At 61.1% G+C, this 23,171-nt stretch carries 23 protein-coding genes and 1 other RNA gene; 9 read left to right on the top strand and 15 right to left on the bottom strand.

Features of this window, described 5'->3' with window-relative positions:
• Window positions 1-24: 24 nt before the first annotated feature.
• From JHD59_RS00790 to JHD59_RS00755, 8 genes are all read right to left on the bottom strand, one after another.
• Complete coding sequence (locus JHD59_RS00790; protein WP_368671499.1) at window positions 25-3,177, bottom strand: DNA translocase FtsK; 3,153 nt, start codon at window positions 3,175-3,177, stop codon at window positions 25-27.
• A gap of 164 nt (window positions 3,178-3,341) precedes the next feature.
• A complete protein-coding gene (locus tag JHD59_RS00785; protein ID WP_199152767.1) occupies window positions 3,342-3,842 on the bottom strand; it encodes a phosphatidylglycerophosphatase A in 501 nt (166 codons plus the stop codon).
• Window positions 3,826-4,776, bottom strand: a complete 951-nt coding sequence (thiL, locus tag JHD59_RS00780) for a thiamine-phosphate kinase (protein WP_199152766.1) — start codon at window positions 4,774-4,776, stop codon at window positions 3,826-3,828. The genes JHD59_RS00785 and thiL overlap by 17 nt, the downstream gene beginning before the upstream one ends.
• Window positions 4,777-4,845: 69 nt before the next feature.
• Window positions 4,846-5,295 carry a transcription antitermination factor NusB gene (gene nusB / locus JHD59_RS00775; RefSeq protein ID WP_043625360.1) on the bottom strand — a complete coding sequence of 150 codons (450 nt, stop codon included), beginning with the start codon at window positions 5,293-5,295 and terminating at the stop codon, window positions 4,846-4,848.
• A 71-nt stretch (window positions 5,296-5,366) separates the two neighbouring features.
• A complete protein-coding gene (gene ribH / locus JHD59_RS00770) occupies window positions 5,367-5,834 on the bottom strand; it encodes a 6,7-dimethyl-8-ribityllumazine synthase (protein ID WP_199152765.1) in 468 nt (155 codons plus the stop codon).
• 61 nt (window positions 5,835-5,895) lie between these two features.
• A complete protein-coding gene (ribBA, locus tag JHD59_RS00765) occupies window positions 5,896-7,020 on the bottom strand; it encodes a bifunctional 3,4-dihydroxy-2-butanone-4-phosphate synthase/GTP cyclohydrolase II (protein WP_199152764.1) in 1,125 nt (374 codons plus the stop codon).
• Between the two features lie 28 nt (window positions 7,021-7,048).
• Complete coding sequence (locus JHD59_RS00760; RefSeq protein WP_233163826.1) at window positions 7,049-7,708, bottom strand: diphthine--ammonia ligase; 660 nt, start codon at window positions 7,706-7,708, stop codon at window positions 7,049-7,051.
• Window positions 7,708-8,325 carry a riboflavin synthase subunit alpha gene (locus JHD59_RS00755; RefSeq protein ID WP_199152763.1) on the bottom strand — a complete coding sequence of 206 codons (618 nt, stop codon included), beginning with the start codon at window positions 8,323-8,325 and terminating at the stop codon, window positions 7,708-7,710. Before JHD59_RS00755 ends, JHD59_RS00760 begins: the two co-directional genes overlap by 1 nt.
• 170 nt (window positions 8,326-8,495) lie before the next feature.
• On the opposite strand from JHD59_RS00755, the gene JHD59_RS00750 reads away from it, so the two are divergent.
• The 3 genes from JHD59_RS00750 to JHD59_RS00740 all read left to right on the top strand — a co-directional run bounded on the left by JHD59_RS00750 (window position 8,496) and on the right by JHD59_RS00740 (window position 11,685).
• The gene (locus tag JHD59_RS00750; RefSeq protein WP_199152762.1) at window positions 8,496-10,106 is read left to right on the top strand and encodes a peptide chain release factor 3; all 1,611 of its coding nucleotides are present in this window, start codon (window positions 8,496-8,498) and stop codon (window positions 10,104-10,106) included.
• Window positions 10,107-10,113: 7 nt separating this feature from the next.
• Complete coding sequence (locus JHD59_RS00745; RefSeq protein ID WP_199152761.1) at window positions 10,114-10,959, top strand: mechanosensitive ion channel family protein; 846 nt, start codon at window positions 10,114-10,116, stop codon at window positions 10,957-10,959.
• Window positions 10,960-11,028: 69 nt separating this feature from the next.
• Window positions 11,029-11,685 carry a TetR/AcrR family transcriptional regulator gene (locus JHD59_RS00740; protein WP_199152760.1) on the top strand — a complete coding sequence of 219 codons (657 nt, stop codon included), beginning with the start codon at window positions 11,029-11,031 and terminating at the stop codon, window positions 11,683-11,685.
• A 56-nt stretch (window positions 11,686-11,741) separates the two neighbouring features.
• Here JHD59_RS00740 and JHD59_RS00735 read toward each other — a convergent pair whose 3' ends face one another.
• From JHD59_RS00735 to JHD59_RS00720, 4 genes are all read right to left on the bottom strand, one after another.
• The gene (locus JHD59_RS00735) at window positions 11,742-12,095 is read right to left on the bottom strand and encodes a hypothetical protein (protein WP_146042158.1); all 354 of its coding nucleotides are present in this window, start codon (window positions 12,093-12,095) and stop codon (window positions 11,742-11,744) included.
• A gap of 362 nt (window positions 12,096-12,457) precedes the next feature.
• Window positions 12,458-13,792 carry a threonine/serine transporter TdcC gene (tdcC, locus tag JHD59_RS00730; RefSeq protein WP_199152759.1) on the bottom strand — a complete coding sequence of 445 codons (1,335 nt, stop codon included), beginning with the start codon at window positions 13,790-13,792 and terminating at the stop codon, window positions 12,458-12,460.
• A 20-nt stretch (window positions 13,793-13,812) separates the two neighbouring features.
• Entirely contained in the window at window positions 13,813-14,805 is a 993-nt protein-coding gene (tdcB, locus tag JHD59_RS00725; RefSeq protein ID WP_199152758.1) for a bifunctional threonine ammonia-lyase/L-serine ammonia-lyase TdcB, read from the bottom strand.
• 612 nt (window positions 14,806-15,417) lie between these two features.
• Window positions 15,418-16,626: an amino acid aminotransferase gene (locus tag JHD59_RS00720; RefSeq protein ID WP_199152757.1), complete on the bottom strand. Its 1,209-nt coding sequence runs from the start codon at window positions 16,624-16,626 to the stop codon at window positions 15,418-15,420.
• Window positions 16,627-16,636: 10 nt separating this feature from the next.
• Between JHD59_RS00720 and JHD59_RS22710 the strand changes: the two genes are divergently transcribed.
• Entirely contained in the window at window positions 16,637-17,170 is a 534-nt protein-coding gene (locus JHD59_RS22710; protein WP_233163819.1) for a hypothetical protein, read from the top strand.
• A 46-nt stretch (window positions 17,171-17,216) separates the two neighbouring features.
• Here JHD59_RS22710 and JHD59_RS00710 read toward each other — a convergent pair whose 3' ends face one another.
• Both JHD59_RS00710 and argE read right to left on the bottom strand, forming a co-directional pair.
• Window positions 17,217-18,599 carry a sodium-dependent transporter gene (locus JHD59_RS00710; protein WP_103320586.1) on the bottom strand — a complete coding sequence of 461 codons (1,383 nt, stop codon included), beginning with the start codon at window positions 18,597-18,599 and terminating at the stop codon, window positions 17,217-17,219.
• A gap of 130 nt (window positions 18,600-18,729) precedes the next feature.
• Window positions 18,730-19,896, bottom strand: a complete 1,167-nt coding sequence (gene argE, locus JHD59_RS00705) for an acetylornithine deacetylase (protein WP_199152756.1) — start codon at window positions 19,894-19,896, stop codon at window positions 18,730-18,732.
• A gap of 159 nt (window positions 19,897-20,055) precedes the next feature.
• Here argE and ffs point away from each other — a divergent pair.
• An RNA gene (gene ffs, locus JHD59_RS00700) (signal recognition particle sRNA small type) lies at window positions 20,056-20,154 on the top strand.
• 261 nt (window positions 20,155-20,415) lie between these two features.
• On the top strand, window positions 20,416-20,739 hold the full coding sequence (locus JHD59_RS00695; protein WP_043625385.1) for a DNA-binding transcriptional regulator: 324 nt from the start codon (window positions 20,416-20,418) through the stop codon (window positions 20,737-20,739).
• A gap of 71 nt (window positions 20,740-20,810) precedes the next feature.
• Here the strand turns inward: JHD59_RS00695 and JHD59_RS00690 are convergent, their stop codons facing one another.
• A complete protein-coding gene (locus tag JHD59_RS00690; RefSeq protein WP_103320584.1) occupies window positions 20,811-21,260 on the bottom strand; it encodes a universal stress protein in 450 nt (149 codons plus the stop codon).
• Between the two features lie 132 nt (window positions 21,261-21,392).
• Here JHD59_RS00690 and JHD59_RS00685 point away from each other — a divergent pair, with 132 nt between their 5' ends.
• The 3 genes from JHD59_RS00685 (at window position 21,393) to JHD59_RS00675 (ending at window position 23,171) form a co-directional block, all read left to right on the top strand.
• Window positions 21,393-21,821 carry a thioesterase family protein gene (locus JHD59_RS00685; protein ID WP_199152755.1) on the top strand — a complete coding sequence of 143 codons (429 nt, stop codon included), beginning with the start codon at window positions 21,393-21,395 and terminating at the stop codon, window positions 21,819-21,821.
• Window positions 21,822-21,839: 18 nt separating this feature from the next.
• On the top strand, window positions 21,840-22,253 hold the full coding sequence (locus JHD59_RS00680; RefSeq protein WP_043625403.1) for a TerB family tellurite resistance protein: 414 nt from the start codon (window positions 21,840-21,842) through the stop codon (window positions 22,251-22,253).
• Window positions 22,254-22,322: 69 nt separating this feature from the next.
• Entirely contained in the window at window positions 22,323-23,171 is an 849-nt protein-coding gene (locus JHD59_RS00675; RefSeq protein ID WP_043625406.1) for a MoxR family ATPase, read from the top strand.

Here is a 23,171-nt window from a genome sequence, read left to right as displayed (position 1 = left end):
CTTTTGCTTGGCCAGCCAGACAGCTTAGAAGTCCCTTTGCGGCACCAGCACGGTCCGGTTGCCATTGCTTTCCATCGGGCTGACGATGCCGGCGGCTTCCATTTCCTCGATCAGCCGAGCCGCGCGGTTGTAGCCGATGCGCAGATGACGCTGCACGCCCGAAATCGACGGTTTGCGCGTGCGCAGCACGATCTCCACCGCCTCATCGTACAGCGGGTCGGTTTCCGTCGCCGCCTGCGCCTTGGCGGTGGCGGCAGCCGAATCCTCGTCCGCTTCGCTTTCTCCGGTCAGCAAGCCCTCCACGTAATCCGGCTCGCCAAACTGCTTCAAGTGCTCCACCACGGCATGCACTTCGTCGTCGGTGACGAAGGCCCCGTGCACGCGCTGCGGATAGCCGGTGCCGGGCGGCAGGAACAGCATGTCGCCCTGGCCCAGCAGCGATTCGGCGCCCATCTGGTCCAGAATGGTCCGGCTATCCACCTTGCTGGACACCTGGAAGGCGATCCGCGTCGGGATATTGGCCTTGATCAGGCCAGTAATCACGTCCACCGAAGGCCGCTGGGTGGCCAGAATCAGGTGGATGCCGGCGGCGCGGGCCTTCTGCGCCAGGCGCGCGATCAACTCCTCGATCTTCTTGCCGGCCACCATCATCAAGTCGGCAAACTCGTCGACCACCACCACGATGAAAGGCAGCTTGTCCAATGGCTCCGGCGTTTCCGGCGTCAGGCTGAACGGATTGGCGATGCGCCGCCCGGCCGCCGCGGCTTCCGCCACCTTCTGGTTGTAGCCGGCCAGATTGCGCACGCCCATGGCGCTCATTAGCCGATAGCGGCGCTCCATCTCGCCCACGCACCAGTTGAGCGCGTTGGCGGCCAGCTTCATATCTGTCACCACCGGCGCCAGCAGATGCGGAATATCGTTGTAGACCGACAATTCCAGCATCTTAGGATCGATCATGATGAAGCGCACTTCATCCGGGGTGGCCTTGTACAGCATGGACAGAATCATCGCGTTGACGCCCACCGACTTGCCGGAGCCCGTGGTGCCCGCCACCAGCAGGTGCGGCGCCTTGGCCAGATCCATCACCACCGGCTCGCCGGTGATGTCCTTGCCCAGCGCCAAGGTCAAGCGCGAGGCATTCTGCTGAAACACGTCGGCGCAGAAAATTTCCGACAGGCGGATCATCTGCCGCTTGGGATTCGGCAACTCCAGCCCCATGCAGGTCTTGCCCGGTATGGTTTCCACCACGCGGATCGACGCCAGGCCCAGCGCACGCGACAGGTCTTTCATCAGGTTCACCACCTGATTGCCGCGCACGCCCACCGCCGGCTCCACCTCGTAACGGGTGATCACCGGGCCGGCGTAAGCATCCACCACGCTCACCTTGACCTTGAACTCGGCGCACTTCTCCTCGATCACGATGCCGCGCTCGATCAATTCGTCCTGGCTGCACGCTTCCTGGACGCCATCGGCCGGTCGCAGCAAATCCAGGCCCGGCAGCATGGCGTCATCGTAGCTTGGCCGCGGGACCGGCTCCGGCGCAAGCGCCGACTCCGATTGCGGCGCGTTGTCGGCAACTAGCGCCGGCATCTCAGCCGCCGGCTTGTCGATCAGGACCCAGGGCAAAGAAACAGCGGGCTCGGCTTCAGCCACCGGGGCAGACCCTTCTTCTTCGGCGGATGTGGCGACGGCAAGCGGTTGCGGCGCAGTCTCCGAGATAGATTCCGCCCCCGCCGCCATAACGGTGGGCATGGCCCGCGGCGACGGAACATCCGCTTCAGGCTCCGATGCCGGCTCAACTACCGGCGCCTCCACCAGCACCCACGGCATGGGCGTGGCAGCCAGGCTGGCGGCAGCCGCCGCCAGGGTCGGGGCGGCTGGTTCGATGCCCGCATGCGCGGCGGCTTTCCGCTCAATTTCCGGCTTGACGTCAGGTGGCGACGATAACACCTCGCGGGTCTGCGGCCAGCGCCACGGCGTGCGCATGGCCGTCGTCTCGACACGCTCCGACGCCACAGGCGCCGGCAGCGGCGCCTGTTCCGGCTCCATCGGTGGCGCAAGCGTCGTCGACTCGAGCGCCGCCTCAGCATCACCGTCCATAAGGGCAATGGCCTCCGATGCGGCGGGCTGCGGCTCCGCCGCCTGTCCTTGGACGGAGGATTCCTCAGTCGCGCCCAACACCGGCCAAGGCTCGGCGGAGGCATCCTCCGCCTCGATCTGGGGGGGCGTCGGCGACTGCGGCGCTGGCTCGGCGACACTTTCAGCCTGCGGCGCCGTACTGGCTACAATCGGCTCGCGAGGAGCGGCATCTCCGGGAGCGGCCTGCGCCGCTTTGGCAGGCTGCGGCGGCGTCTCGGTCGGCGTGATGCGCCATATCGGGTCTGAGGTGACTCTCGGCGCAGCCGGCTCCGGCTTGCGCAGCGGCTCCAACACCACCAAGGGCCGGGCCGGTTCTGGCTTGGCCTCCGGTTTGGATCGCGGAATCGGCACCAGCTCCACCGGCGGCAGCGGCCTGGGGGCGGGCTCGGGAGCACGCCGATGCGCATGCAGATTGGCTACAGCGGCGCGCACTTCCTGGCTGGCTATCGTCGGCAAGGGTCTCTCTTCCTTGCCCGCCGGCTCGATGCCGCGCACGCGTTGGCGGCGTCGATAATCCTGCCGCATATTGCTTTGCATTTCAGACAGGCCGATTACCGGCAGATCACTGGACTCGGGCAGGCGCGGCTGCTGGCGTGGCTTCTTGCGGTGCTCGCGGGAAAGCTCCAGCGTCGGCAGATCCGCTGGCGGAGCGCTGAACTGCGGCGGCCGCCGCTTAGGCAACGTGATGGTCTCGCGGGGCTTTTCCGCGCTGGCATGGAATGGGGCCGGACGCTGACGGGGAGCGGGCCGCAGCGTGGCGAGCGGCGGCTCAGGCGTAGCGGGCGCGGCGGATGACGGCTCCGCATCCGCGACCGCAACCGCTGGCTCGCGGGGAGGCGTCGGCGCCATGGTTGGCGCATCTTCCGACGGCCGCTCGGCTTCTTCTGCGAAATAATCCGGCTCGTAACGCTCGGCGCGCCCCTCCACGCCGAGCACACTATCCAGCTTTTGCTTCAAGCGATCCAGCGGCATCCGGCCGCTCTTGATCAGCCAGCCGGCCAGCCCCAGCAATACCAACACAATGACTACAAACCACACAATCGCAAACCCCGAATCGAATCCGCCCGCGCCAGGCGCGCGGCAGTATTATTCATGGCAGCCTGATGATGGGATTCATCCGTCAAGCCGTCTGTCACTTTATGTCCGAATTGTAACGGTTTTACTGGCGCGGCGGCAGCGGGCATGCCTAACCCAGCGCCAGATCAGCGCCAGATCAGCGCCTGCACGGCAATCGCGAACAAGGCCGCGATCACATCATCGATCATCACGCCGAAACCGCCGCCAACACGCTGATCAAACCAGCGGATCGGCCATGGCTTGACGATGTCGAATAGCCGGAACAGCGCGAAAGCCAGCAACCAGCCCGCCCAGGTGGCCGGCGCAAAGGCCAGCACCAGCAGCATGCCCACCACTTCGTCCCAAACGATGCCGCCGTAGTCATGCACGCCCAGCGCCTTGCCGGTGACATCGCAAACGTAGACGCCGATCAGAAACAGCGGCAGGCACAACGCCGCCAGCGTCCAGCCGCCGACACCCAAGGCGTGCAGCGGAAAGAACAGGGGATAAGCCACCAGCGTGCCCCACGTGCCGGGCGCCTTGCGCATCAGGCCGCTGCCAAAGCCGAAAGCCAGCAAGTGGGCCGGATTGCGCAGCAGAAAACGCCAGTCTGGCGTAATTTTCAGCGTTTCAGCCGAAGTGGTCATAACCATCCTTGTCCAATTTGATTTCCACGTCGGCCGAATCCAACAGCCGCGCGCCCTTCCCCGCCACAATCCGGCCGATGCGGCTGACGCGGCAGCCGCACGCCGCTGCGGCCGCTTCAATGGCGGCGCGCTTGGCAGGCTCTGCAGTGAATACCAGTTCGTAATCGTCGCCGCCGGCCGCCAGGCAGGCCAGAAACTCGCCGCGCCGCGCTTCCAGCGCAGGATGCGACGGCAGCGCATCGGCCCAGACCTCGGCCGCGACGGCCGATTCGTCCAGAATATGCCCCAAGTCGGCCATCAAGCCATCGGACACGTCGGCCGCGGCATGCGCCAGCGGCAACAGCGACGCGCCCAGCGCCAAACGCGGCTCGGGGTATTCGAGTTTGTAACGGGCGGCGGCCAACAGTTCCGCGTCGTTTACATTCAGCCACCCCAAGCGCTGCCGCACCGACAAGGCGCCCAAGCCCAATTCGCCGGAGACCCAGATGTCGTCGCCCGACTGCGCGGCGGCGCGGCGCAAGGCCTGGCCGGCAGGCGCCTCGCCCAATATCGTGACCGACAGCGTCAACGGACCGCAGGTGGTGTCGCCGCCTATCAGCTCCACGCCATGCGCGTCGGCCAGCGCCAGGAAGCCGGCGGCGAACTCGGCCACCCAGGCCTCATCGGCCTTGGGCAGCGCCAGAGACAGCAAAGCCCAGCGCGGGCGCGCGCCCATTGCCGCCAGATCGGACAGATTGACCGCCAGCGCCTTGTGGCCCAGCGCGCGCGGCGCGACGTCGGCGAAGAAATGCCGTCCCTCCACCAGCATGTCCACCGACATGTGCAGATCATGGCCCGGCGTCGGCCGCACGATGGCGGCGTCGTCGCCGACACCCAATAGCGCCGATGGCGCCGGCCGCTTGAAATAACGGCCTATCAGTTCAAACTCGTTCATGGCCCCTCACGCAAAAACACCCGCCTGCGGCGGGTGTCGTCGATGGCGGCACGCCGCGAGGCGCTACGCTCAGTCCTGTTTGCGGCGCTGCTTCTGCGCCAGCACTTCGTCGCCGCGCACATCGGCGGCCAGCTTGTCCAGCACGCCATTGACGAATTTGTGGCCATCGGTGCCGCCAAAGGTCTTGGTGATTTCGATGGCTTCATTGATGATCACCGGATACGGCGTTTCCGGGCTTTGCGTCAATTCCAGCGCGGCCATCAGCAGCACGGCGCGCTCCACCGGGCTGACTTCGTCGTCGGCGCGTTCGTAGTAGCGGCTGACCTGTGCAGACAGCGTTTCCACATCCTTCAACACGCCGTACAGGATGCCGCGAAACAGCGCCTCGTCGGCCTTGACGAAGTATTCGTTCTCGCGCAGGTGTTTTTCGATCAGCGAAGCCGGGCGATCCGGATTCAGCTCCCATTCGTAGATGCCTTGCACGGCGAATTCGCGTGCGCGGCGGCGAGCGGTTTTCATGGTGGCGATTCCTTGGAAAGAACAAGGGAAGCGCGCGATGCGCCTCCCTGTGATGGCTGGCGGCGACTGACTCAGCCGCGCAGCGTCTTGTGCAGATTGGCCATCTCCACCGCGACGCGGGCGGCGTCGCCGCCCTTTTCCTGCATGCGGACTTCCGCCTGCTCGTCGGTCTCGGTGGTCAGGATGGCATTGGCTACCGGGATGTCGAAATCCAGACCGACGCGGGTGACGCCGGCGCCGGATTCGTTCGATACCAGTTCAAAATGATAGGTTTCGCCGCGGATCACCGCGCCCAGCGCCACCAGCGCGTCAAAGCGGCCGGTCTTGGCCATGGTCTGCAGCACCAGCGGCACTTCCAGCGCGCCCGGCACGGTAGCCAGGGTGATGTCCTGCTCGGCCACGCCCAGCTTGCTCAGTTCGGACAGGCAGGCGTCGCGCAGGCCGTGGCACACCGGCGTGTTGAAACGCGCCATCACGATGCCGATTTTCAGGCCCTTGCCGGACAGATTGGGTTCAATACGCTGGATAGCTTCAAGCATCGGAAAGTCCTCGCGGCGAAAACACTAAGGAAAGCCGGCAATTGTAGCGCAAGCGCGGCAATTAAGCCACGCCCGGACCGCCCTCGCCATCGACATGAAAATGGTGCGGCTGGCAGAAACTGGTCACTTCCAGCTCAAAACCGGTCATCGACGGCAGGCTGACCGGGCTGGACATCAGCCGCATCTTGCCGACGCCCAGCGCCTTCAGCATTTGCGCGCCGATGCCGAAAGTCTTGCTGTCCCACTTCTGCCGCGGCGGCTCCTGGCCCAAGGCGCGCTGCGCCAGGTCGGCGCCGGTTTCGTCGCGGTACAACAGCACCACCACGCCGCGTCCCTCTTCCTCTATGGTTTCCAGCGCATTGGGCAGCGTCCACGAGTGATGGCTGCACAGCGGGGCCAGCATATCGATCACCGACAGCGGCTCGTGCACGCGCACCAGAGTGTCATGATCCGCGCTGATCTTGCCCTTGCTCAGCGCCAGATGGGTGGCCGAGGTGGTGATGTCGCGGAACACGTGCAGATCGAAACAGCCGAACGGGGTATCGACCTCGCGCTGGCCGACCTTCTCCACCAGCGATTCGGTGCGGCTGCGGTACTGGATCAGGTCGGCGATGGTGCCGATCTTCAAGCCATGCTCCTCTGCGAACTTCAACAGCTCCGGCAGACGCGCCATGGTGCCGTCGTCATTCATGATTTCGCAGATCACGCCGGCAGGCTCGGCGCCGGCCAGCATCGCCAGATCACAGCCGGCCTCGGTATGGCCGGCGCGCACCAGCACGCCGCCGTTCTGCGCCTTCAGCGGGAACACGTGGCCCGGCTGCACCAGGTCGCTGGCCTTGGCCAGCCGGGCCACGGCGGTCTTGATGGTATGGGCGCGATCGGCGGCGGAGATGCCTGTGGTGACGCCTTCGGCCGCCTCGATGGACACGGTGAAGTTGGTGCCGAAACTGGTGCCGTTGTTGCCGGTCATCATGGGCAGGTTCAGCAGCTTGCAGCGTTCCTCGCTCAGCGTCAGGCAGATCAGGCCGCGGCCATGCTTGGCCATGAAATTGATCGCCTCCGGCGTGACATACTCCGCCGCCATCACCAGGTCGCCTTCGTTCTCGCGGTCTTCCGCGTCCATCAGCACCACCATCTTGCCGGCTTTGATGTCGGCGATGATGTCTTGAATCGGGGATATGGCCATGCTCTCTTCCTTTGTCGGTTCGCCCGTTCTACGCAGGCAGCAGATCCAGCGCCCGGTATTCGCCGAGCTTCGCCACTTCGCCGTCGCGCAGCGCCAGCGGCCGATTGAACAGCGGGCCATCCACCACCAGTGTGTGGAACTCGCCCGCTTCGCCGCAGGGATCGACGCCCTCGGCCAGCATTTCTTCAATCAGGGCCGCGTCGAACACGCGGCCCAGCCATTTTTCATCCGCCAATGCCGTATTGACCATCACGATGCGGGCGACAAAGCCGGCGGCGACGAATTCGCGCGCCAGGTCGGCCCGCTTCTGTTGCCATAGCGGCAAAAAAGCGCGCAAGCCGGCCTCAAGGCAGACTTGCTCTTCCCATTCGCGATGCGCGTCGAGGTCGATGTCGCCAAACACCGCCAGCCTGACGCCGTCATCGGCGGCGCGGCGCAAGGCCTCGACGAAGACCTCGCGATAATCGCCCCAGCTCGCCCGCCCCAGGCGCTGCGGCAAACCCAGCGCCTCCGCCTGCATCGCCAGCACTTCCGGCCGCACGCCATGCGAACGCGAGCGTTCTCCGCTTTCATCGCACATGGTCAACAGCAGGACGGGCTTGACGCCCAGCCGCACCGCGCGCCACAGCGCGAGGCAGCTGTCCTTGCCGCCGCTCCAAGAAGCCAGCGCCGGCTCGCCGGCCAGCATCACACCGCGTCTCCGCGCTGCGCCAGCACCCGCTCCACGGTGTCGACGATGGCCTGGGTTTGCGGATCGATCTCGATATTGATCTGGTCGCCCGGCGCCCGGCCGGCAATATTGGTGCGGGTCAGCGTTTCCGGGATCAGATGGACGCAGAAGCGGCGGTTTTCAACCGCGCCTATGGTGAGGCTGATGCCGTCGATGCCGATATAGCCCTTGGTGAACACGTATTTTTCCAGGCCGGCCGGCAGCGCGAACCACACGGTGCGGTTGTTCGGCGATTCGATCACCTCCACCACCGTAGCCAGCCCCATCACATGGCCGGACATCGCGTGACCACCAATATCGTCGCCAAAACGCGCCGCGCGCTCGACATTGACCCCGTCGCCCACCTTCAGCGCGCCCAGATTGGTGACGCGCAGCGTTTCCTGCATCAGATCGAAGTGAACCCGATCGCCGTCAACGCGGGTGACGGTGAGACAGCAACCGTTGTGCGCCACCGAGGCCCCCAATTGCAAGCCCGGCAGCATGGCCTGCGGCAAACGTACGATGTGGGTCCGGAAATCCTGCTTTTCTTCGATGGCGACCACTTCGGCCACGCCCTGGACAATGCCGGTGAACACGGAACGCTCCTTCAATCTGCTTAAGTACCGTCATTGTACCCCGCTATCGCGCAGGCCGTCGCCATATTCGCAGCCTGAAATCCGCCGAAAAAGCCGCGACAACAGGATTTCCGTGGGGCGGCAAGTCCGGTAAAATAGTCGGCTTTATCGAATTCCAAGCAAGTCACCCCATGTCCGTCGAACTCGCCCGCATCGCCGAAGAAGTTGCGCACCGCCGCACCTTCGCCATCATTTCCCACCCCGACGCCGGTAAAACCACGCTGACGGAAAAACTGCTGCTGTTCTCCGGCGCCATCCAGATGGCAGGCACCGTGAAGGGCAAGAAGGGCGGCAAGTTCGCCACCTCCGACTGGATGGAGATCGAAAAACAGCGCGGAATTTCGGTGGCGTCGTCGGTGATGCAATTCGACTACCGCGAGCACACGGTCAACCTGCTGGACACCCCGGGCCACCAGGACTTCTCCGAAGACACCTATCGCGTGCTGACCGCCGTGGACAGCGCGCTGATGGTGATCGACGCGGCCAAGGGCGTAGAAGAGCAGACCATCAAGCTGCTGAATGTCTGCCGCCTGCGCAACACCCCCATCGTCACCTTCATGAACAAGTGCGACCGCGAAGTCCGCGACAGCCTGGAACTGCTGGACGAAGTGGAAAACGTGCTGAAGATCCGCTGCTCGCCCATCACCTGGCCGATCGGCATGGGCAAGACCTTCCGCGGCGTGTACAGCCTGTTGAACGACGCGGTGATCCTGTTCGAAGCCGGCACCGAGAAGCTGGTATCCGACATCGAAGTGATCCAAGGCATAGACAACCCGCGCCTGGACGAACTGTTCCCGCTGGAAATGGAACAGCTGCGCATGGAGATCGAACTGGTCAAGGGCGCGTCCAACGAGTGGAATCTGGACGAATTCCTGGCCGGCGAGCTGACTCCAGTCTTCTTCGGCTCCGCCATCAACAACTTCGGCGTTCGCGAGATCCTCAACGCGCTGATCGACTGGGCGCCGGCCCCGCAACAGCGCGACGCCACCGTGCGCAGCGTGGACCCGACGGAAGCCAAGTTCTCCGGCTTCGTGTTCAAGATTCAAGCCAATATGGACCCGAAGCACCGCGACCGCATCGCCTTCCTGCGTGTCTGCTCCGGCCAGTTCGAACGCGGCATGAAGATGAAGCATCTGCGCCTGAACCGTGAAATCTCCGCCAGCTCGGTGGTGACCTTCATGTCGCACGACCGCGAGATCGTGGAAGAAGCGTTTGCCGGCGACATCATCGGCATCCCCAACCACGGCAATATCCAAATCGGCGACAGCTTCTCCGAAGGCGAAGAGCTGGCTTTCACCGGCATTCCGTTCTTTGCGCCGGAAATGTTCCGCTCGGTGCGCATCAAGAACCCGCTGAAGCTGAAACAGCTGCAAAAAGGCCTTCAGCAGTTGGGCGAGGAAGGCGCGGTGCAGGTATTCAAGCCGCACAGCGGCGGCGATTTGATCCTGGGCGCGGTCGGCGTGCTGCAGTTCGAAGTGGTAGCCAGCCGCCTGGCCGCCGAATACGGCGTGGACGCGATTTTTGAATCGGCCAGCATCTGGTCGGCGCGCTGGTTCACCTGCGACGACCGCAAGAAGCTGGATGAATTCGTCAAGACGCTGCAGATGAACATTGCCACGGATGCTGGCGGCAACCTGGCCTATCTGGCGCCCAACCGCGTCAATCTGCAGCTGACGCAGGAACGCTGGCCGGACATCGTGTTCCACGAGACGCGCGAGCACGCCGTCAAGCTGAACGACTAAGCAGCCCATGCGCACCTTCCTCGATCTGATCGCCTTCCTGCGGGAAAACTACTCGCACGAGATTACCCGCTCGCTGCTGCTGATTCTGACGCTGCTGATCATCCGCATCGTAGTCGACCGGCTCCTGGCGGCGAATCAGGGCGTGCCGGTCGAGGAGCGCCGCCGCTGGTCGGTCAACACCCGAAACGGCCTATTCCTGGCGGGACTAGCCGGCATAGGCTTCATCTGGGCCAATGAGCTGCAGACGCTGGCCGTCTCCATGCTGGCCTTCGCCGCGGCGCTGATCCTGGCCACCAAGGAATTGATCATGTGCATCTCTGGCGGCGTCGTCCGCCAGATGTCGGACAGCTACAGCCTGGGCGATCATATCGAGATCGGCACGGTGCGCGGACGCGTGGTCGACATCGGCCTGCTGTCGACCACCGTGATGGAAATCGGCCCCAATCACAGTTCGCACCAAATGACCGGCCGCGCCCTCACCTTCCCCAATAGTCTGCTGCTGTCCACGCCGGTGATACGGGAAAACTATATGGGCGAATACGTGATGCACATCATCAATGTGCCGCTCGCCTACACTGTGCCGCCAGCTCAGGCCGAGCGCCTGCTGATGGCGGCCGCGGAAAACACCTGCCTGGCGCATATGGAATTGGCGCGCCAGCACATGGAAGAAATGGCCAAACGTTACCTGGTCGACATCCCATCGGTGGAGCCGCGCATTTCCATTCAGCCAGTCGACGAAAAGCGCTATCAGTTGATCTTGCGCATCGCCATCCCCGCCCGCGAAAGGCAACGTATCGAACAGGCCGTCCTGCATCAGTTCATGGCTGACTGCTACCCCGCAGCCGCCGACTAAGAAATAGAGCAAGAACTCCAAACATCGTATACAATTGCGCTACGCGAAGCCCTCACCAGCCGGTGCCTCATGAGTAAAACCAGAATCAAAACCTACGACCGCATCATCCAGGAAAGCCTCAAGCTGTTTAATGAACAGGGCGAGCGCAGCATCACCACCAACCATATCGCAGCCCACCTGGGCATCAGCCCGGGCAATTTGTATTACCATTTCCGCAACAAAGAGGAAATCGTATATCAGATTTTCATAATGTACAGGGAGTTCATCAACCAGCGCCTGGCCGTGCCGGAAGACCGCAAAATGACGGTCGACGATCTGGTGAACTATCTGGACACCGCCTTCCTGGCGATGTGGCAGTTCCGCTTCATGTTCTACGATTTGCCGGGCCTGCTGGCGCGCAATCCGCAGATGCAGTCGGAGTACCACCAGTTCGTCAACACCGAGCTGAAGAACATACTGGGCGAACACTTCCGCGAATTCATCCGGCTTGGACTGTTGAAAATGGATGAAGAGGATATCGAGGCGGTCAGCATCAATATCTGGCTGGTAGTGAAATTCTGGTTCGCCTTCGAGCAGACATCCCGCCCCAAGGCGCCCATCACCGAGGAGTCCGGCCACCGCGGCGTCCTGCAGGTGCTAGCCCTGCTCAAGCCTTATGTGCAGCCGGAATACATGCATGCCTTCCGGTCTTTGTACGAAAGACACACTACGCAAAAAACGTCATGACCAAAGCAACAAAGCCACCCTGGGGTGGCTTTGTTGCTTATGCTTTACCGCATGCGTCAGGCCGCCTGAGCCGCCCCCGGCACCAGGTAGTCACCCAGCTCGCCGGCAGCCAGCAGCTCGCGCAAATAATTGCCCGGCTTGGTGCCGATGTATTCAAGCTGACGCCCACCCTGCCGCGCCACCGCGCCATCCGCGCACACTTCCATCTCCGCCTCCAGATTCCACTGCGTCGACGGCGCATCCGGGTCCACCGGCTCCAACGACACAGTCAAACGGAAGCGGCCATCGCGGGAACACACATCCAGCAGTCCCAGCAGCCCCAAGTTGTTGCGGACATCGGCATCGTCCGCATCAAAAGCACCTGCAGTCAAAGCCTGCAGCACCAACACTTCAGGAAAAGTTGTAGTCATGGCTCTACCCCGAGGGTTCCCCCTCATAAACAAGCTATTGGATTATTGTGACCGCATCGCGCAAGGCTTGTGGCCCAGGCTCAGCAATCCGACATTCACTGATGTCTACCCTCATCATGCGGACAATTGCCTGCCGAGACAATGCCCACCTAGGGAAAACCCATACTCAAGGGATTAGAACTGTACTTTTGGACACTCACAGCGTGGCTGTCCATGTCACACCAATCCCAACAAAATGACGAATAAAATATAAATTCACATAAAAATCCATTACGTTTACTTTTCGCATGCACTCAATTGACAAAGCCCCGGCATGCCGAGGCCTTCATTCCACTCGCCCACCTGCGCGGTGGCAATTCGGCTCAGAACAATTTGTAGGCAATGTTGAGAATGGTCAGCAAACCAATGGCCGTGACGAAAACATTGTCCACACGCCCCCTGTATGTCGCCAACGCCGGCACTTTGCGGATGGCGTACATCGGCAGCAGGCATAGCAGCGAGGCGATGATGGGTGCGCCCATGGCCTCGATGAGATCCAGGATGTTGGGGTTGACGTAAGCCACCAGCCAGGTGGAGCCCATGATGAACACCATGCTGATCATATTGAGCCGTCTTTCCGGCACGCTCGCCTCATCGCCGTGATAGGCAAACTTGACGATCAGGCCGTTCAAGCCTTCCAAGGTGCCCAGATAATGGCCGAAGAACGACTTGAAGATGGCCACCAGCGCAATCAGCGACGCCGCATACTCCAGAATGGCGGCGAACACGGAACGCTCTCCCGCCATGCCTGAGAAGTGATTGGCCAGATAAGACAGCACCGGAATGTTCTGCGCCTTGGCTTCCGCCATGTTCTGCGGCGACAGCGTGAACAGGCAGCTGAAGGCAAAGAACATCACGACCGCCACCATCAGCATGCTGGCGCGCGAAATGATTTGCGCGCACTTGCGCTCGGTTTGCTCGCGCCCCAACTCCGCCTCGCACTCCTCGCGCTTGGACACCACGAAAGAAGACACGATAGGCGAAAAATTGAACGAGAACACCATGATGGAGACGCCCAGCCAGACTGTCACCAGGATGCCGTCGCCCCCCAGCAAGGACAAAGAGCCCAGATCCACCTGCTCGATGGCCGCGCTGTTCCAATACGGAATCAGCGACAGCGAGATCAGCACCAGGCTGGCTATGAACGGCCACACCAAGTAGCTCATGACTTTCACCATCAGGTCCTTGCCGAAGTAGATGACGAAGGCCATCAGCAACAGCAGGCCCAGCGCAACCAGGCCGCGATTGAGCGCAGGCAGTTGCAACTGGTTCTCCCAGAAGGTCATGAAGGTATTGGTGATGGTGACCCCATAGATCCATAACAGCGGACAGATGGCGAAGAAGTACAAAAAGGTGATGACCACGCCCCCCGTCTTGCCGAAATGCTCTTCCACCGTGCTGGTGATGTTGCCAGAAGGATTACTGCCCGACAGGCACAGCCTGGCCAGCGCGCGGTGGCAGAAAAATGCGATGGGGTAAGCCAGCACCAGCATGATGAGGATAGGAACGAGGCCGCCGAAACCGGCGCGGATCGGAAAGAACAGCACGCCGGCGCCGATGGCCGTGCCAAACAGGCCCAGCGTCCATGTGGTGTCGGTTTTGCGCCAGGCGAGACTGGGCTCGGCAGGGCTGATGGCGATTGTGTTTTGCGGATTCATGATGACACGCCCTTGAGAATTTAGTAGAGGGTTTCCGGCTCGAGTATCTGCGAAACGCGGGAAAGGTCGATATTGCCGCCGGAGATGATGCTCACGGTTTTCCTGCCTTCAATGTGATTTTTCAGCTTCCCGCTCAATAAGGCAGCCGTAGCCAGCGCGCCAGCCCCTTCCGTGATGATCTTGTTGCGCTGGATCAGCGCAATCATGCTGGCGCGAATCTCCTCTTCATTGACCAGCACGATGTCGGTGACGAGATCCTTGACGATCTCAAACGTCAGCTTGCCCGGCCTGGCCACATCGCAACCATCGGCCAGCGTGCCTTGGTTGCGGTGATCGGTGATCTTGCCGCAGTAATACGATGACGCCATGCCGTGCACGTTCTCCGCCTGCACGCCTATGATGTTGATCGTAGGGTTGATGGACTTGATCGCCACTGCCACGCCGGAGATCAGCCCGCCACCACCAATCGGCACAATCACGTTATCCACGTCGTACAGGTCTTCCAGAATTTCCAGGCCTATCGTGCCCTGCCCCGCAATCACCTTGATGTCGTCGTAAGGCGGGATGAAAATACGCCCTTCCATTTCGACGATCTCGCTGACCTTGGCGATGGTATCGTTAAAGTTGTTGCCATGAAGAACGACTTTGGCCGAGTAATCACTCGTCGCCGCCACCTTGGACTTGGGCGCGCCGCAAGGCATCACCACCTTGCCGTCTATGCCGAGCATGGCGCAAGACAGCGATACGCCTTGCGCATGGTTGCCGGCCGAACACGCCACCACCCCTCGTCGCCTTTCCTCTTCCGTCAACGAGCTGAGCTTGTTGAATGCTCCGCGTATCTTGAACGATCCGGTACGCTGCATATTCTCGAACTTGAGGAAAATCTCGCCTTTGCACTGCTCGCTCAGGTAGTTGGAGCGCGGCTGGCCAGTTTTGTAAACACGGCCGCGCAGCCTTCCCTTGGCGGCGGTGATGTCATGGATGGAGAGGGGCAGATTGTCAAAAGTCTTCATTGTGTAACTCCCTATTGCGTCGAGCTAACCTTTACCGCTGTGACTCCGAGCCTGGGTACCAAAGAGCGGACTTCCACCACCCGGCGGCCAGGACTTCCGGCAGATGGCATGGCAAAAGGCTCCCCATGCACAGCAGTCGGCCGGCAAGGCTGCTGAAGCGATAGCATGGGAAAGTCAAGGAAGGAGAAAGAAGCGCTTGGGAAGAAACTGGCAGGCAAGACACGTAAACAAGCTTCACCGAGAACCACCACCGGCAAGTTCGGGTGGTCACCACGGTCTTCACGCTTGCATTGCACCACATATTTCATTCCGCCTCGGCACGGCACAACATGAACATGCGAAACTGCAGCCACCTGTCGGCGCATGAGCCATCACGGGCTCCATAACCGCGCAGGCATGTAATGTCTTCACTACATCGGCAGGGCACCGCAAGTATCCCCGAGTGCCGATGCCTATCCAAGCGCAAAACTGCGATTATTTGATATTTAACAGTTAAAGATTGCTTACTTATTTAGCATTAATTTAAAGCATTAGCTTTAATGCGTCGCACTCATCCCAAAAAAGAAAAACCCCGGCATGCGCCGGGGCAGTTCGGTCAAGCGCGCTCGGGAGTCAGTCAGCCAGCACCTTCGCAATGGCTGCAGCCACGTAATCGACATTCTTGCTGTTCAGCGCGGCCAGGCAGATCCGGCCGGTGGAAACAGCATAGATGCCGAACTCTTCGCGCAGACGCTCGACTTGCGCAGCGGTCAGGCCGGTGTACGAGAACATGCCGCGCTGCGCCGTGATGAACGAGAAATCGGCGGCCACGCCATGCGCCTTGATCGCTTCCAGCAAGGCCAGGCGCATGGCGCGGATGCGGTCTCGCATGCCGGCCAGCTCTTCTTCCCACTGGCGACGCAGTTCCGGACTGGACAGCACCGCCGCCACAATGGCTGCGCCATGGATAGGCGGATTGGAGTAGTTGGTGCGGATCACCCGCTTGAGCTGCGACAGCACGCGAGCCGACTCATCCTTGCCGGAGGTCACGATGGACAAGGCGCCCACGCGCTCGCCATACAGCGAGAAGCTCTTGGAGAAGGAGCTGGCGATGAAGAATTGCAGGCCGGAAACAGCGAACAGGCGAACGGCCAGCGCATCGGCGTCGATGCCGTCGGCGAAACCTTGATAAGCCATATCCAGGAACGGCACCAGGCCGCGCTCGCGGCAAACGGACACTACTTCTTCCCATTGCGCGGCGGACAGATCGGCGCCAGTCGGATTGTGGCAGCAGGCGTGCAGCACAATGACGGAGCCGGCGGCCAGCGATGCCAGGTGCGCCTTCATCGCGGCGAAATCGACGCCGCGCGTCGCCGCCTCGTAGTACGGATAGTTTTCCACTTCAAAGCCGGCCGACTCGAACAAGGCGCGATGGTTCTCCCATGACGGGTCGCTGATGTAAACCTTGGCCGCAGGGTTCAGCCGCTTCAGGAAGTCCGCGCCTATCTTCAAGGCCCCGGTGCCACCCAGTGCCTGAGCCGTCACCACCCGGCCAGCCGACAACAGCTCGCTATCGGCGCCGAACAGCAGCTTCTGCACCGCCACGTCATAAGCGGCCGAGCCTTCGATAGGCTGATAGCCGCGCGCGGGCAGTGCCTCCAGCCTGGCCTTCTCCGCCGCCTGCACCGCCGCCAGCAGCGGAATCTTGCCGTCATCGTTGGAATAGACGCCCACGCCAAGATTCACCTTGGTGCTGCGGGTGTCGGCGTTGAAGGCTTCATTCAGACCGAGAATGGGGTCGCGGGGCGCCAGCTCCACGCCGGCGAAGATCGAAGAGGTCATATCAGACTCCATGAATTTGCAGATGGGCCGACACGCTTCAGTCGACCATGAAAAACGGATTGCGTTGTTGCCTTTCGAAGGCACGTTGTTCGCTGTCGAACAACAGTCTAACACGGCCAGGGCCGGCGCCGACAGGCCCGACGCCTGTCCGGCACGGCAGGATATTGCGCCACTCGGCGTCCAAATCGCCTATGATGGCAAGATCAACAAGCAAAAAGCCCTATCCGTCGTCATCCTGCCGATTTTACGCCACATGGAGACAAACATGAGAAAAGGCATTCTGTTGTTCTGGCCCTCATTCATCATCGCCGTGCTCGCAACCGTCGTCTTCTACTCCGTATTCGACCCCGCCGAGCTCACCCTGCACGGGCACGCGCTATTCGCCGACAAGCTGACGGCCTATTCCGTATTCATGCTGATCAGCTGGGCCTTCGGCGCGCTGAACACCTCCATCGTGCTGCTGCTGGAGAAAAGCGCCCGCGACATCAACGGCTTCGCGCCGCCGCCCGTCATCAGCGGCGACGAAGACGGCTCCCCGACTTGAATCCGCCAAGAAAAAGGGCCGGACTGCATCGTCCGGCCCTTGTTTTTTAGAACACTTTCAAGCCCTTCAACATCACCACCAGAATCAAGGCCGGCGATACGAAGCGCAACACGATGAACAGCACCCGGAGCAAGCCTTCGTTATTCAGCTTGCCGCCATTGCTCAACGCGTCGCGGAAGCGGTCATAGCCCCACACCCAACCAGTGAACAGGCAGAGGAAGATTCCGCCCAAGGGCATCAGCACATTCGATGTGACAAAGTCGAACAGATCGAACATGGTCATGCCATGCAGCTTGAAATCCGCCGCCAGGCTATTGGACAAGGCGCAGCCCGCGCCCACCACGGCCAACAGCAGCAGATTGATCACGGTCGCCTTGACGCGGCTGATGCCGAAACGCTCGCTCAGCACCGACACCGGCACCTCCAGAATGGACAGCATCGCGCCGGTGGCGGCGATCGCCGTCAGCACAAAAAACACCACCATGAAGACATGACCCAGCGGCATGCTGGCGAACACCGCCGGAATGGTGATGAACAGCAGCGACGGCCCCGCCGCCGGCTGGAAGCCAAAAGCGAATACCGCCGGGAAGATGGCGATGCCGGCCAGCAGCGACACGAACAAGTCGGCGCACATCACGCGGAAGGTGGTGGCCGGAATGTTCTGATCGTCGCGGAAATAGCTGCCGTAGGTGATCATGGTGCCCATGCCGATGGACAGCTTGAAGAAGGCCAAGCCCACCGCCGTCAGCACCACGCCGGCGCTGATCTTGGAAAAATCAGGCGTAAACAGGAAGGCCAAGCCTTGGCTCGCGCCTGGCAGCATCAAGCTGCGCACGCCTATCACCACCAGCAGCACGAACAGCAGCGGCATCAGCTTCTTGGTCACCGCCTCAATGCCTTTGGAAACGCCCAGCAGCAGAATGCCGCCGATCAGCGCCAGCACCAGCCACTGCCACAGCAGCGACTGCACCGGATCGGAAATCAAGGCGGTGAATGCGCCCGATGTCACCTTGGGATCGCGCGACAGGATATCGCCGCCAATGGCCTTGAAGATGTAGGCGAACACCCAGGCCGCCACTTCAGAATAGAAGGCCATGATCAGGAAGGCGGCAAACACGCCGAATGCCCCGATCAACCACCACGGCTGCCCCTTTGGGGCCAGCGTCGCCAACGTAGTCACCGCGTCGCGCTTGGCCTTGCGGCCCAGCATGATCTCGGAAATCATCACCGGCAAGCCCACCACCAGCGTGGCCAACACATACACTACCAAAAAACCCGCTCCGCCATTGGTGCCAGTCAGATATGGGAATTTCCAGATATTGCCCAGACCGACCGCTGATCCCAAGGTAGCCGCAAGCACGCCGAAGCTGGAAGTGAATCCGTCGCGCGCCTTGGCCGCCCCACCCGATTTTGTTTTGTCCTGACTCATTGTTTTTCTCTCTACCACCTAAGAAAGAAGCCCGCGCGGAGGTCGTCCGGGCGGGCTCTCATTGACCTTCGATACTACAAGGCCGGGATTTTGAGGCCTAACGCAGCTCCAGGCAAAACTTTTTTTGAGTCTATTTGATCAGCTTGCTAGTCAACGCTCCCAGCCAGTCGAAGCAGGCCGACAACTGGGCCTTCTCTATATACTCGTCCGGACGATGCGCTTGTTCTATCGAGCCCGGACCCAGCACCACGCATGGCATGCCCGCCTGGCTGAACAACCCCGCCTCGGTGGTGTAAGCCACTCCTGCGCCGCCCTCGCAGCCGCACAGGCTGGCCACGTAATGGCGTATTTCCGAAGCCGGGTCGGACTCGAATGCCGGGCTATACACCACAGGCTCGATCACGATGTCCGCCTCCGGCGCGACCTGACGCATCTCCACCAGCAGCGTCTCGGCATAATCCGCTACCGAGGCGACCAAGCGTTGCGGCTCGTCGCCGGGCAGCCAGCGGCACTCGAACATGAATTCGCAATCGGCCGGCACGATATTGCACGCCACGCCGCCATGAACCAACCCTGTCTGCATGGTGGTGAACGGCACATCGTACAGCGGCTGATGATGGCCGAATGCGGCTTCGGCGTCGGCCAGCTTGCGGATATGGGTGATCAGCCGGGCGGCGTATTCGATGGCGTTGACGCCGTGCGGCGTCAACGAGGAGTGCGCGGCGCGCCCCTTCACTTTGCAGCGATAGTGGGCAATGCCCTTGTGCGCGATGACCGGGCGCATCGAAGTCGGCTCGCCGACCAGGCAGCCGGCAATCGACTCGCCATCGGCAAGCAGCCCATCGATCAGCCTCCCCACGCCGAGGCAACCCACTTCCTCGTCGTAGGACAAGGCAATGCCTATGCCTTGCCTCAGCCGGTCTTCATTCGCCAATTGCACAAACAAAGGCACCTGCGCCAGCACGCAGGCGATAAAACCCTTCATGTCCGCGCTGCCGCGTCCATAGAGCCGGCCATCGCCTCCATCGGTCAGCTCGAACGGCGGATAGCGCCACTGCTGCCCATCCACCGGCACCACATCGCTATGCCCAGACAGCACGATCAAGGGCAATCCCGGCTTGCCGATGCGCGCGAACAGATTGGCCTTGCCGCCATCATCATCGTAGGTGAGCCTGCAAGCCAGGCCGAAGCCGGCAAGATAAGCCTGCACCCACTCTATCAATTGCAGATTGGAATGGCGGCTGGTGGTGTCGAAACGGATCAGCTCGGCCAGCAGCGGGACAACGGTTGGATTCATAGTCGGACTCGGCGAATTCTGGATATGGCGTTGCCGTTGAGTCTGCACTCAAGCCTGGCGGTCGGCAATAGCGGCGAATCATTCGCATCTGCGCCAAGAGCGGCCGCATAAAAATGCTTGTCAAATAGTCGAATATTGAATATAATCCGTTCTCTCTATGGCGGGCCTCCCCGCATTGCACGGTAGCGAACCTGGTCAGGTCCGGAAGGAAGCAGCCACAGTTACTTAGTGCAAGTGCCGGGGTTCAGGCTCGCCACCCCTCCCCCAGAATTACCCGTCGAGATGATTGCAGATTTGCGACAGTCAGGCGTCTTTTTTCGCCGGCCTCGCAAAATCCCATTGTCCTTGACAATAAGATTGCGCTAACATTAGCAAAACTGAATTTTCAAATTCATGGAACTTCACTAATTTCCCTGCATCATAAATATTCCTGTTGGATTTTTTTTGCTATTTTTAGTAAGCAGGGCGAAGTCCTAAAAAATACTAGAACCATTTGTTTCAGATACGAGAGGAACACTCATGAAACTGTTTGAAAAGATCCCGAACCCGCGGGAAATCCGCCGCAAGCTCGGCCTGAATCAGCAAGAGTTCTGGAGCCGCATCGGCGTTACCCAGTCCGGCGGCTCCCGCTACGAAAGCGGCCGCAACATGCCGAAACCGGTACGCGAGCTGCTCCGCCTGGTTCACGTCGAGCAAATCGACCTGTCCAAGGTACGCCGCGAAGATTTCGAGATTGTGGAATACCTGAAGGAAACCCACCCCGATCTGTACAAGAGCCTGCGCAAAGCGGTTCGCACCAAGATCGAAGCGCAAGAAGGCGGCGCCGAAGCGGCCGCCAACTGATTGCCATAAATATAAGAAAAACAAAGCCGACGCGGCCTACCCGCGTCGGCTTTTTTGCCGCTTAAGGCCGCCTACTCCCCGGCATAACGGACCAGCAATACCGGCACATCCGCCACCTTGAGCACGCCCTCGGCCACGCTCCCCATCAGCAAATGCATCAGCCCGCCCAAACCGTGCGTGCCCATCACGATCAGATCGGCGCCCCAGGCGCTGGCGTCATCGGCCAACACCAAGGCGATCTTGTCGCCCCAACTCTCAAGAATCTGGCACTCCGACTCCACACCCAGCGATTTCGCCCTATCCACCGCCTGCTGCAGCACCTGCTCCCCAGCCTGCTTGATCGACTTCTGCAGCTCCGTCGCATCCAGGAACTCGGTACCGCCCCAGCCAAACTGCGCCAGATCGACAACATGAACCAGCCGAACCGTCGAAGCGAACGCCTTGGCGAGCTTGCAAGCTTCAATCAGCGCCATCATGGAGGTGTCGCTATCATCCACCGGCACAAAGATTTTCTGATACATGACATGCAGCTCCTATATGAATTTGGCTTACACTCCCAGTCTATCAAGACCCGCATCATGATGTTTGACACAGATTAGGTCTTATAGACATAAAGGCCATATCCGCCTCTCACCTTTTCAGTATACCAAGCCATGGCACGCATCAAACTTGAACTTCCTGAGCGCATGTTTTTCGAGACCACGCTGGACATCCGGATCAGCGACATCAACTACGCCGGCCACCTGGGCAACGACGCGGTGCTGCGGCTAGCCCACGAGGCGCGGCTGCGCTGGCTGAAATCGCTCGGTTACCCGCATGAGCTGCAAGTGGAAGGACTGGGGCTGATCGTGGCGGACACCGCCATCTGCTACCGCGCCGAGGCCTTTCATGGCGATGCCTTGCGCTTTCGCCTCGGTGCCGACGACATCAACCGTCATGGTTTCGATCTGATTTATCAGGCAGTCGATGACAACAGCTGCAAAGAAGTGGCAAGATTGAAAACAGGTGTCGTCTTTTTCGACTATCAGACACGCAAAGTCGCCCCAATGCCGGAAGCCTTTACCGGAAAGCTTAGCCAATAGCAAATAAGGAATAGCGCCATGAGAAATTACTCGCCCAACAGCCCAGAGGCGATGGCCAGGCTCCTGGCCATGTTCATGATCACCGACGGCAACATGGACCCGCGCGAACTCGAGTTGCTGGAAAAGCTGCACGTCTACCACCTGATCAATCTGCCGCGCAAACAGTTTGCCCAAGTGCTGCGCGACTACTGCGACGACCTTTCCGACGAAGCCGGCGAAGACGGCTCCATCCGCCTGCTGGATCGCGAACGGGTGGACAACCTGCTGGCCGAAGTCAGCGACCGGCGCAAGCGCATCCTGACCTGCGTGCTGGCGATGGACATCGCCAAATCCGACGGCACCATCAGCGACAGCGAAATGGCCCTGCTCAGCCACATGATGAAAAGCTGGAGCATCACGCTGGACGACCTGGAGCGCGAGTTCGCCCGCTGATCCGCATGCCCGGGGCGCCTGTCTTTCAGCCGCCGCCCCTTTCTCTCACCCATTGCCATAGTTGACTCAATGAATACCCGTTTTACCGGCACCGAACGCTATATCGCCACCGACGACCTGATGATGGCCGTCAATGCCTCCATCGCCCTGCAACGCCCGCTGCTGATCAAGGGCGAGCCCGGCACCGGCAAAACCATGCTGGCCGAGGAAGTCGCCGCCAGCCTGGGCCGGGAGCTGATCGTCTGGCCGATCAAGTCCACCACCAAGGCGCAGCACGGCCTGTACGAATACGATGCCGTATCGCGGCTGCGCGATTCGCAACTGGGCGACCCGAAAGTCCACGACATCGCCAACTACATCGTCAAGGGCAAGCTGTGGCAGGCCTTCGAAGCCGATCAAGCGCCGGTGCTGCTGATCGACGAAATCGACAAGGCGGACATCGAATTTCCCAACGACCTGCTGCGCGAACTCGATCAGATGGAATTCTTCGTTCACGAGACGCAGCAATTCGTACGCGCCAAACAACGCCCCATCATCATCATCACCTCCAACAATGAGAAGGAGCTGCCGGACGCCTTCCTGCGCCGCTGCTTCTTCCACTACATCCGCTTCCCGGACGCCGAAACGATGCAATCCATCGTCGACGCCCACTTCCCCAACATCCGCCAGCAGTTGGTGCAGCAGGCGCTGGAAGTGTTCTTCTCCATCCGCGAACTGCCGGGCCTGAAAAAGAAACCCACCACCTCGGAGCTGCTGGACTGGCTGAAATTGCTGACCGGCGAAGCCATCAGCGAGACCGAACTCGCCGCGCGGCAGGAACGCAACGCGCCGCCGCCGCTTGCCGGCGCGCTGCTGAAGAACGAACAGGATCTGCAATTGTTTGATCGCCTGATGCAGATGGCGCGGCTGCGGCGCTGA

Origin of the sequence: Chromobacterium sp. ASV23, from assembly GCF_016428945.1 — a bacterium.
GTDB lineage: Bacteria > Pseudomonadota > Gammaproteobacteria > Burkholderiales > Chromobacteriaceae > Chromobacterium > Chromobacterium sinusclupearum.
The sequence above is the reverse complement of the archived record's forward strand: the minus strand, read 5'-3'. Positions and strand labels throughout refer to the sequence as shown.